Annotated in this window: 10 protein-coding genes; 9 read left to right on the top strand and 1 reads right to left on the bottom strand. The window is 71.5% G+C overall.

All coding sequences use genetic code 11. From position 1 onward, the window contains the following. The first annotated feature begins 133 nt into the window (after positions 1-133). The 6 genes from E2651_RS36210 (at position 134) to E2651_RS36185 (ending at position 5591) form a co-directional block, all read left to right on the top strand. Positions 134-1042 carry a LysR family transcriptional regulator gene (locus E2651_RS36210; RefSeq protein ID WP_135335506.1) on the top strand — a complete coding sequence of 303 codons (909 nt, stop codon included), beginning with the start codon at positions 134-136 and terminating at the stop codon, positions 1040-1042. A 117-nt stretch (positions 1043-1159) separates the two neighbouring features. Next, a complete protein-coding gene (locus E2651_RS36205) occupies positions 1160-1705 on the top strand; it encodes a flavin reductase family protein (RefSeq protein WP_135335505.1) in 546 nt (181 codons plus the stop codon). Then, positions 1702-3177 (top strand): 4-hydroxyphenylacetate 3-hydroxylase family protein, encoded by a 1476-nt coding sequence (locus tag E2651_RS36200; protein WP_135335504.1) that lies wholly within the window; start codon positions 1702-1704, stop codon positions 3175-3177. Before E2651_RS36205 ends, E2651_RS36200 begins: the two co-directional genes overlap by 4 nt. Further along, complete coding sequence (locus E2651_RS36195; protein ID WP_135335503.1) at positions 3174-3641, top strand: RidA family protein; 468 nt, start codon at positions 3174-3176, stop codon at positions 3639-3641. The genes E2651_RS36200 and E2651_RS36195 overlap by 4 nt, the downstream gene beginning before the upstream one ends. Positions 3642-3735: 94 nt before the next feature. Further along, a complete protein-coding gene (locus E2651_RS36190; protein ID WP_135335502.1) occupies positions 3736-4419 on the top strand; it encodes a DUF1028 domain-containing protein in 684 nt (227 codons plus the stop codon). Further along, positions 4416-5591 (top strand): M20 family metallopeptidase, encoded by a 1176-nt coding sequence (locus tag E2651_RS36185; protein ID WP_135335501.1) that lies wholly within the window; start codon positions 4416-4418, stop codon positions 5589-5591. The genes E2651_RS36190 and E2651_RS36185 overlap by 4 nt, the downstream gene beginning before the upstream one ends. Here E2651_RS36185 and E2651_RS36180 read toward each other — a convergent pair. Further along, the gene (locus E2651_RS36180; protein WP_135335500.1) at positions 5569-6171 is read right to left on the bottom strand and encodes a TetR family transcriptional regulator; all 603 of its coding nucleotides are present in this window, start codon (positions 6169-6171) and stop codon (positions 5569-5571) included. The two genes, E2651_RS36185 and E2651_RS36180, sit on opposite strands and share 23 nt — an antisense overlap. A 151-nt stretch (positions 6172-6322) precedes the next feature. Between E2651_RS36180 and E2651_RS36175 the strand changes: the two genes are divergently transcribed. The 3 genes from E2651_RS36175 to E2651_RS36160 all read left to right on the top strand — a co-directional run. Next, positions 6323-7771, top strand: a complete 1449-nt coding sequence (locus E2651_RS36175; protein WP_135335499.1) for a cytosine permease — start codon at positions 6323-6325, stop codon at positions 7769-7771. Further along, positions 7768-9231 (top strand): aldehyde dehydrogenase, encoded by a 1464-nt coding sequence (locus tag E2651_RS36170; protein WP_135335498.1) that lies wholly within the window; start codon positions 7768-7770, stop codon positions 9229-9231. Before E2651_RS36175 ends, E2651_RS36170 begins: the two co-directional genes overlap by 4 nt. Further along, positions 9228-10053: M20/M25/M40 family metallo-hydrolase (locus tag E2651_RS36160; RefSeq protein ID WP_135335497.1), on the top strand; the 826-nt coding region annotated here is incomplete at its 3' end. The genes E2651_RS36170 and E2651_RS36160, both read left to right, overlap by 4 nt.

Genomic DNA, 10053 nt, shown 5'->3' with positions numbered 1-10053 from the left:
GCGGGGGAGTACGGGGCGGGTTGGTCGGGAAGTCTCGCGACGGTTTCAGCCAACGGTCAAACATTGATTTCCCGGGAGTTACATCTGTTTTGGAGATGCAGACAGGCCGCCGCCCCCGAGGCACAATCCCGCCATGGCCAAGGACGCGAACTTCACGCTCGTACAGCTGCGGTACTTCCTCGCCGCCGCCGAGCTCGGCAGCATGACCGCGGCCGCCCAGCGGGTCAACGTCTCGCAGTCCGCGGTCTCCACCGCCGTGCACCACCTGGAGCGCGAGCTCGGCGTGCAGCTGCTGATCCGCAGGCACGCCAAGGGCCTTGAGCTCACGGCGGCGGGGGAGCGGTTCCTGCACGAGCTGCGCGGCTTCCTCACACACGGCGACGAGCTCGCCGAGTCCGCCCGCAGCCTCGGCTCCGACCTGGTCGGGGAGCTCGCCGTGGGCTGCTTCCAGACCCTCGCGCCGTTCTATCTGCCGCGCCTGCTGCGGGAGTTCGCCGAGCGGCAGCCCGCCGTGCGCGTCGAGGTCGTCGAGGGAGACATCCCCGCCGTGCAGGAGAGCCTGCGCACCGGCGCGTGCGAGCTGGCGATTCTGTACGACATGGACCTCGACCGGGACATCGAGCGCGAGGTCCTCGCGATGGCACCGCCCTACGCCCTGGTGCCCGCCGGGCACCGCCTCGCCGGAAGCACCGGGGCCCGGCTCGCCGACCTCGCCGACGAGCCGATGATCCTGCTCGACCTGCCCGCCAGCCGGGACTACTTCCAGTCCGTCGCCGCCCGCGCCGGATTCCGGCCACGCATCAGCCACCGCACCAAGAGCTACGAGACCGTGCGCGCCCTGGTCGCCGCCGGGTACGGCTGGTCGCTGCTCAACCAGCGGCCCGCGCACGACCTCACGTACGACGGATCCCGCGTCGTCGACCTGCCGCTCAGCGACAAGCTGCCCGCCCTGCCCGTCGTCCTCGCCAAGGTGCGCGGCGTCCGGCTCACGGGCCGGGCGCAGGCCTTCGCGACGGCGTGCAGGGAGGCGTTGCGGGGCTGAAACAGGCTCTGTATCTGTGGATCAGATCCAATGACGCGGAAAGATCTGTTGTACGGATGCAGTACTCCTCTCGCATAGTGAGGGCACCCCAGCCCACCCGCTCCGAGGGAGGCCGCCATGACCATTGCCCCGGATCACGCACCGGATCAACTCCGCACCCCCCGCGAGGACTTCGTCGCCGCCATGGGCAACGCCGCGACCGGCGTGACCGTCGTCAGCACGCAAGGCCCGGCCGGTCGCTACGCCCAGACGGTCAGCGCCATGTGCTCCGTCTCCGCCGACCCGCCCTCGCTGCTCGTCTGCGTCCACGAGCGCAGCCCGCTCGCCGAGGCCGCCGTCCGCAACGGCGTCTTCGCCGTCAGCGTCCTGGCCGCGGGGCAGGCCCATGTGTCGGACGTGTTCGCGGGCCGCCCCGCCCGGGGCAGCGGCCCGTACGACTTCGACTGCGCCGACTGGCGCCAACTGACCACCGACGCACCGGTGTTGAGCGAGGCGTCGGCCGCGTTCGACTGCCGTCTCGTCGAGGCCGTCCGGCAGGGCACACACCGTGTCCTGTTCGGCTCGGTCGTCTCCTCCGCCGTGACGGGGGCGCACCCCCTGGTCCACCACGCACGCGTGTACGGCACCACCTCCCCCCTGAACCCGAAGGAGCAAGGCGCATGATCCGCACCGGAGACCAGTACCGCGACTCCATCCGCGACGGCCGCGACGTCTGGATCAACGGCGAGAAGGTCGCCGACGTGACCACCCACCCCGCCTTCAAACCGCTCGTGGACATACGTGCCCGCATCTACGACATGGCGCACGACCCGGCGACCCGCGACGCCATGACGTACAAGGACGAGACGACCGGCGAGATCAACGCCATCCAGCAGAAGCCGCCGCGCACCAAGGACGACTGGGACGCCAAGCGGGCCGCGACCGATGCCGTGCTCACCGACGTCGGCGGGGTCGTGACCCGCGTCGGGGACGAGACCATCGGCGAGGTCTGGTCGCTCATCGACGGCCAGGACGTCCTCAACGACATCAATCCCGCCTACGCCGAGAACGTGAAGCGGCACATCGACCACGCCCTGTTCTCCGACCCCTTCCACGTCTCGGCGAACACCGACCCCAAGGGCGACCGCTCCAAGCGCCCCCAGGACCAGGACCCCGACATGCTGCTGCATGTCGTACGCGAGACGGACAGCGGCATCGTGGTGCGCGGCGCCAAGTACGAGACGGCCGCCGCCTACTCCAACCAGGCCTTCACCAAGCCGACCATCGCCAACTGGGGCGACTCCGAACTCTCCGACTACGCCCTCGGGTTCATCGCCGACATGGGGTCGCCAGGGCTCAAGTACATCTGCCGTACGGGCTTCGCGGGCCACCCCGCCAAGCCGGTCGAGGACTACCCGGTCTCCAACCGCTTCGACGAGGTCGACACCCTCGTCGTCTTCGACGACGTCGAGATCCCCTGGGAGAACGTCCTCTTCTACCGGGACACCAAGGCCGCCACCTTCATCCGCGCCACCCTCCACCGCTACAGCGCCTTCGCCTTCACGCAGCGCAATCTGCGCCTCGCGGACCTGATGATCGGCGCCGCGCTGTGGAACGTGAAGCAGACGGGCCTGGAGAAGCAGCAGGCCGTCCAGGAGAAGCTCGCCAAGCTCGCCTGCTACCGCGAAGGCATCAACGCCCACCTCACCGCCGCGATCGCGATGGCCGAGCCGAGCCCCGGCGGGCTGCTCATGCCGAACCAGTCGCTGCTCTACACCGGCCGGGTCCTGGCCTGCTCGCAGCTGCACGAGATGATGCACATCGCGCGCGAGCTGTGCGGCGGCCAGATCTGCATCACGCCCGACAAGGCGTCCTTCGACCACCCGGACACCAAGCCGTGGCTGGACAAGTTCTACTCGATCAACGAGCACTGGGTCGCCGAGGACCGCCGCAAGCTCCTCGCGTACGCCCGTGACCTGCTGAACTCCGACTACGCGGGGCACCGCCTCACCTTCCAGCTCTTCGCGCAGTCACCGCCGTTCGCGCACCTGGGCGCGGTCTACCGCAACTTCGACTGGGACGGCCCGCTCGACCTGGTGAAGTACGCGGCAAAACTCTCCGACAACGTCCTCGGCTCGCTGGGGCGTGCCAAGTGAGCCACCCGCGCCAGGTCAATCAGACCCATCGCCGCATCCGCCCCTTCAACACCGCCGACACCTATCCGGAGCAGGACCTCTCCAACGACCTCGCGCAGGCGGTGGTCGCCGAGGGCACGGTCTATCTGCGCGGCCAGATCGGCCAGGATCTCGACACCCGCGAGAACGTCGGCGTGGGCGACGTCGAGGCGCAGGCCGAGCGTGCCATGGCCAATATCGCGATGCTCCTGGAGGAGTCCGGCAGCCGGCTCGACGAGATCGTCAAGATCACCGTCTATCTGACGGACATCCGCTTCCGGGAGCCGGTCTACCGGGTGATGGGGCGCCGGCTGAAGGGAGTTCACTATGTCTCGACGGGGCTTGTGGTCTCCGCGCTCGCCCGCCCGGAGTGGCTGGTGGAGATCGACGCGACGGCCGTGATCCCCGAGGAGCGCCGCTCCCCTGCGGGGGAGGCCGGGCGATGACGCGGCTCGCGGAACGCTACCGGCCCGAGGCGCGGCGGCCGGCTGCCCGGTGTCCTCGCGGACGTCGCCCCTCCGTCGCGGGGGAGGGCGGCCGATGACCTTCTCGATCGCCGCGCGCTGCACGCGTACCGGTCAGTTCGGGGTGGCAGTCACGTCCTCCTCGCCCGCCGTCGCCGCGCGCTGTGCCCACGTACGGGCGGGCGTCGGCGCGGTCTGCTCGCAGAACGTGACGGACCCCAGGCTCGGCGGACGGCTCCTCGATCTGCTTGCGGACGGGGCGCCGGCCACGGCTGCGGTCCATCAGCTCTCCGGTCAACCACACGCCGAATGGCGGCAGTTGACCGCCATCGGTGCCGCAGGTCAGGCCGCGGTCTTCTCGGGCACCCGCTCCCTCGGCCGGTACGCCGAAGCCGTCGGCCCGGACGCCGTGGTCGCCGGGAACCTGCTCGCGGACTCCGAGGTCCCGCAGGCGGTCCTCCGCGCCTTCACGGCCGCCGACCCCTCGACGCCCCTCGGGCAACGCCTGGTCGACGCCCTCCTCGCGGGCGCGGCGGCGGGCGGCGAGGAAGGCCCCGTCCACTCGGCCGGCCTGCTGATCGCCGACGACCGGGCGGAGTGGCCCGTCACCGATCTCCGCGTCGACTGGACCGACGGCGACCCGCTCGCCGAGCTGGCGGCCCTCTGGAAGCTGTGGGAGCCGCAGCAGGAGGCGTACGTCCAGCGGGCGCTGGCCCCGGACGACTCTCCTTCGTACGGAGTTCCGGGTGATCCCGAATGAACGTCGTACGCAAGGAAGTTGAGGCCCAGGCCGACACTCTCCTCGCCCTCAGCCACCGCATCCACGCCCACCCCGAAGTCGCCTGGGAGGAGGAGAAGGCCGCGCGCTGGACGGCGTACGCCCTGAACGACCTCGGCTACGACGTGGTGACCGGCACGGCGGGTCTGCCCACCGCCTTCCGGGCGACCCTGGGCAGCGGTCCGCTGCACCTCGCGATCTGCGCCGAGTACGACGCGCTGCCCGGCCTGGGTCACGCCTGCGGCCACAACATCATCGCGGCGGCGGCGGTCGGTGCTGCGGCTGGACTCGCCCCGGTCGCCGACGAACTGGGCCTGAAGATAAGCGTGTTCGGCACTCCCGCCGAAGAAGGCGGCGGCGGCAAGATTCTCATGCTGGAGCGCGGCGCCTTCGACGGCGTGCACGCGGCCATGATGGTGCACCCCGGGCCCGCCGACGTCGCGGAGGCGGATCCGTACGCGGTCGCCCATCTCAAGGTCCGCTATCACGGCAAGGCGGCGCACGCGGCGGCGTACCCGGAGCAGGGGCGCAACGCGGCCGACGCGTTCACCGTCGCGCAGGTGGCCATCGGGCTGCTGCGGCAGCAACTCCCGGGCGGCACAAGGGTGCACGGCATGGTCACGCGTGGTGGCGAGGCGCCGAACGCGATTCCCGAGCTGACGGAGGGCCGTTGGTATGTGCGGGCGGCCTCCCTGGAGAAACTCGCCGAGCTCCAGCCCCGCGTCGAGCGCTGCTTCGAGGCGGGGGCGCTCGCCTCCGACTGTGAGTTGGAGATCGAGCCGGAGTCCCGCCCCTACTCGGAGTTCCGCAACGACGCGGGGCTGCTTGCCGCCTACCGCCGGGCGGCGGAAGGGCTCGGCAGACGCTTCGACCCCGGATCGCCTGCGGCCCGGATGAACCGCGCGTCCACCGACATGGGCAACGTCTCCCGTGTCCTGCCCGCCATCCACCCCTACCTGGGCATCGACTCCCTGCCCGCGGTCAACCACCAGAAGGAGTTCGCGGCGGCCTGCGTCACCCCCGACGCCGACCGGGCGGTCCTGGACGGGGCGCTCGGCATGGCCCTGACGGCCGTCGCGGTCGCCGGTGACGTCGGGGAACGTACAAGACTCGTCGAGGAGCGCGCCGGACTCACAGTTCCGCGCGACCGGTGACCGACCGGGCGAGCCCGAGGATCAGCCGCTCCGCCTCGCCCGGCGTCAGCTGGGCGTTGTGGCTGACGATGTGCAGTCCGTACCCGTCCTCCAGGGCCACCAGGTTCCTCGCGAGGTCGGCGGGCGGCTCCGTGAGCGTGAACTCCCTGGTGGCGGCGCCCACTTCGAGCACCGTCGTGTAGAGCGCGACCTCGCGGGCGAAGAGCGAGGCCATCAACTCGGCGTGCCCCGCGCTGCGGTCGGCGCGGCGGTGCAGCTCGTACAGCAGGCCGTGCACCGGGTCGCCGGGCCCGTCCGGCAGGCCGCTGCCGACCAGCGCGCGCAGCCGGGCGACCGGGTCGGCGACGCCGTCCGTCGCCGCGTGCCGCGCCGCGACGAAGCGCTCGACCGCGCCCCTGTGCACCTCGAGGACGAGGTCGTCCAGCTCCGGGTAGTAGTACAGGACCGAGCCCGCCGACATCCCCGCCTCCGCGGCGATGTCCTTGATGCGCAGGCCTTCGAGGCCCCGCTCCGTGATGGCGCGCCCCGCCGCGTCCACGAGGGCCTCACGCCGTGCCGTCTGGTTCTTCGGTCTCCCCATGGCGGTTAATTCTCTGTTACGTCGTTCAGATAACGCAAGTTACTTTCGCGCAACCCATTGACGGTCCTCTGGCGCATTGTTTGAATTCAGCGTCAAAGAACGGCGGACCGCAGAGGGCTGGCCACAGACGACCGGCGACAGAGGAGCCCGCATGGACGGCGACACCGGCGACACCGGCGACACCGGCGGCGCGCGCACCGCACCCAAGGCGAGAATCGAGCAGCGCACCATCGACGTCGTCCCGGCCGCCGAGCGCCACGGCCGCACCCGCGACCTGTTCACCATCTGGTTCAGCGCGAACCTGGGCCCGCTGACCGTCGTCACCGGCGCCCTCGCCCCCACCGCCTTCGGGCTCTCGTTCCTGTGGAGCCTGGCGGCGCTGCTCGTCGGCCACCTCGGCGGCGGCTTCCTGATGGCGCTGCACTCGGCGCAGGGCCCGCAGCTCGGCGTACCGCAGATGATCCAGTCGCGCGGCCAGTTCGGCAGCGTCGGCGCGCTGGCCGTGGTCCTGGCCGTGATCGTCATGTACCAGGGCTTCTTCGCATCGAACCTGGTCGTCGGCGCCCAGTCCCTCGGCCAGGTGACCTCACTCGGCCAGGACGCCGGCGTTTTGCTCTGCGCGGCCGTAAGCCTGGCCGTCGCGGTCGTCGGCTACCGCCTGATGCACCGCATCGGCTCACTCACCACCTGGGCCTTCGGCGCGATCCAACTCATCGGCGCCGGCTACCTGTTCGCCGCGGGCCTGCCCGCCGACTTCCTCGCGGTCGGTGGCTTCAGCCTCGCCGGTTTCCTCGGGATGGTCTCCGTCGGCGCGCTCTGGCAGATCGCCTACGCGCCGTACGTCTCGGACTACTCCCGCTACATGCCCGCCTCCCGCGCCGGCGTCCGCTCCACCCTCTGGTGCACGTACGCCGGCTGCGTGCTCGGCAGCCTGATCCCGATGGCCGTGGGAGCGGCGATCGGCATCGCGGGCGGCGGCGACGACCCGATCGCCGCCCTCGACACACTGCTCGGCTCGACCCTCGGCCAGCTCACGCTCTGGAGCTTCGCGCTGGTCACGATGCTCACCAACTCCATGAACCTGTACGGCGCGGTCCTGTGCGCCGTGACCGCCGTGCAGACCTTCGCCCACCGCTGGCTGCCGCGCGCCACGGCCCGAGCGGTCATCGGCATGGCCCTCACCGCGCTCTCGGTGGTCCTGGCCCTCGCCCTGGCCGACAGCTTCATGACGAGCTACCTGAACCTCATCTACGTACTCCAGTACGTCCTGATCCCCTGGACGGCGATCAACCTCGCCGACTTCTACCTGGTCAAGCACGGCACCTACGACGTCGCGTCCTTCTTCGCCCGCGACGGCGGCGTCTACGGCCGCTGGAACGCCACCGCGCTCGGCGTCTACGCGCTGGGCATCCTCGCCGAGATCCCGTTCATGGCGCAGTCCCTCTACACCGGCCCGCTGGCCCACGCGCTCGGCGACACCGACCTCGGCTGGATCGCGGGCCTGGTCGTCACCGTCCCCGCGTACCTCGTCGCGGCCCGCCTGACCGCCCCCTCCGCAGCAGCCCCCGCACCCACGACCTCCGGAGTGCCCGCAGCATGACGAACCACACCCACGCCAACTGGCGGCAGCGCGCCGCCCAACTGGCCCCGCGCACCCAGGCGTTCATCGGTGGTGACTGGAGGGAAGCGGCCGCCACCTTCCCGACCGTCGACCCGGCCACCGGCAGGACCGTCGCCGACGTCGCCGCATGCGGCGCACCAGAGGTCGACGACGCCGTCCGCGCGGCCCGCACCGCCTTCGACGACGGCCGCTGGTCCCGCGCCGACCCCGCCGTACGCAAGCGCGCTCTGCTCAAGCTGTCCGAACTGATCACCCGGCACGGAGAGGAGCTCGCCCTCCTCGACACCCTCGACATGGGCAAGCCGATCACCGAGTCGTACGGCACCGACGTCCCCGGCGCGGCGGCCGTCTTCGCCTGGTACGCCGAGGCCGTCGACAAGCTGTACGACGAGGTGGCCCCGACCGCGCCCGGCAGTCTGGCCCTGGTCCGCCGTGTCCCGCTGGGCGTGGTCGGAGCGGTCGTACCCTGGAACTTCCCTCTGGACCTGGCCAGTTGGAAGCTCGCCCCGGCCCTCGCCGCGGGCAACAGCGTCGTACTCAAACCGGCGGAACAGTCCCCGCTCTCCGCCCTCCGCCTCGCCGAACTGGCCTCCGAGGCGGGCATCCCCGACGGCGTCCTGAACGTGGTCCCCGGCCCCGGCGGGACCACGGGCCGCGCACTGGGCCTGCACCCGGATGTCGACACCCTCGTCTTCACCGGCTCGACGGCGGTCGGCAAGCTGTTCATGAGCTACGCCGCCGAGTCCAACATGAAGCAGGTCTGGCCGGAGGCGGGCGGCAAGAGCCCGAACCTGGTCTTCGCCGACGCGGACCTGGAAGCCGCGGCCGAACGCGCCGCCTGGGGCTTCGCCTACAACGCGGGCCAGGTCTGCTCGGCCAACACCCGCCTCCTGGTGGACGCCTCGATCGCGGACGACTTCACGGCACGGGTGGCCGCGCACGCGGCGGCATTCGTCCCCGGCGACCCCCTCGACCCGGCCACCCGCCTGGGTCCGCTCGTGGACACCCGGCAGGCCGCCCGCGTCCTGGCGGCGGTCGAGGCGTCCGGCGGCAAGATCGTCTGCGGCGGCACCGGCGAAGGGGCGTACGTGACGCCCACGGTCGTCACCGACCTGCCCCCCGACGCGCCCCTGGCCCGCGACGAACTCTTCGGCCCGGTCCTGACGGTGCTCCCTTTCGCCGACGAGGCCGAGGCGATCCGTATCGCCAACGACTCCCCGTACGGCCTCGCGGCATCCCTCTGGACGAGCGACCTGTCCCGCGCCCACCGCGTCGCGGACGCCCTCCGCGCGGGCACGGTCTCGGTGAACACGGTGGACGCCCTGAGCCCCCTCACCCCCTTCGGCGGCTTCAAGCAGTCCGGCTACGGCCGGGACCTGTCCCTGCATTCCTTCGACAAGTACACCGGCCTCAAGACGACGTGGATCGCGTACGCATGACCGACCGACGCCCCGACCGAAGCCCCGACCGAAGCCGCGACCGAAGCCGCGACCGACGCCGCGACCGACGCCTCGACCAACTCCTCGCCGAAATAGACCGCAGGGCCGACGATCTGGCCCAACTCACCAGCACTCTGGTGGGGTTCGACACGACGGTCCGGGGCGACGCGGCGGAACCCGCACGTGACGAGGCCGACCTCCAGGAGTACCTGGCGGGTCGCCTGCGCGCGGCGGGCGCCACCGTCGACGTCTTCACCCCGAAGCCGAACGACCTGCCACCCTCGCCCCAGACCCCGCCCGGCCTCGGCTTCGACGGCCGGCCCCAGCTGGTCGCCCGCTTCCCCGGCACGGGCGGCGGCCGCAGCCTCCTCTTCAACGGCCACATCGACGTCGTATCGGCGGAGCCGCGCCACGCGTGGACGTCCGACCCGTTCCGCGCCGAGGTCCGCGACGGCCGCCTCTACGGCCGGGGCACCTGCGACATGAAGGGCGGCATAGCGGCGGCGGTGGTCGCGGCGGAAGCCATCGCCGCCCTGGGCATCCGGCTCCCCGGCGACCTCCTCATCAACACCGCCACGGACGAGGAGTGGAACGGCGCGGGCACCCTGGCCTCGGTCGGGTACGGGGTACGTGCCGACGCCGCCGTCGTCCCCGAGCCGACCGACCTCGACGTGGTCACCGCCCAGCGCGGCATCCTCGGCGGCACGGTGACGGTGGCGGGCAGGCCGGGGCACGCCGAGTACCCGCCGGGGGACTGGCGCACGGGCGGCGCGGTCAACGCGATCGAGAAGACGCTGCCGGTGCTCACCGCCCTCCAGGACC

It is taken from the genome of Streptomyces sp. MZ04, from assembly GCF_004684775.1.
GTDB lineage: Bacteria > Actinomycetota > Actinomycetes > Streptomycetales > Streptomycetaceae > Streptomyces.
Note: the sequence above shows the minus strand (reverse complement) of the source record. Positions and strands in the feature narration are given on the sequence as shown.

Bases quoted from the DNA above. Each gene is read 5' to 3' on its own strand.
- E2651_RS36170 (WP_135335498.1), top strand. From the start codon at position 7,768: ATGACGAACCACACCCACGCCAACTGGCGGCAGCGCGCCGCCCAACTG.
- E2651_RS36200 (WP_135335504.1), top strand. From the start codon at position 1,702: ATGATCCGCACCGGAGACCAGTACCGCGACTCCATCCGCGACGGCCGC.
- E2651_RS36185 (WP_135335501.1), top strand. From the start codon at position 4,416: ATGAACGTCGTACGCAAGGAAGTTGAGGCCCAGGCCGACACTCTCCTC.
- E2651_RS36210 (WP_135335506.1), top strand. From the start codon at position 134: ATGGCCAAGGACGCGAACTTCACGCTCGTACAGCTGCGGTACTTCCTC.
- E2651_RS36205 (WP_135335505.1), top strand. From the start codon at position 1,160: ATGACCATTGCCCCGGATCACGCACCGGATCAACTCCGCACCCCCCGC.
- E2651_RS36190 (WP_135335502.1), top strand. From the start codon at position 3,736: ATGACCTTCTCGATCGCCGCGCGCTGCACGCGTACCGGTCAGTTCGGG.
- E2651_RS36180 (WP_135335500.1), bottom strand. From the start codon at position 6,171: ATGGGGAGACCGAAGAACCAGACGGCACGGCGTGAGGCCCTCGTGGAC.
- E2651_RS36175 (WP_135335499.1), top strand. From the start codon at position 6,323: ATGGACGGCGACACCGGCGACACCGGCGACACCGGCGGCGCGCGCACC.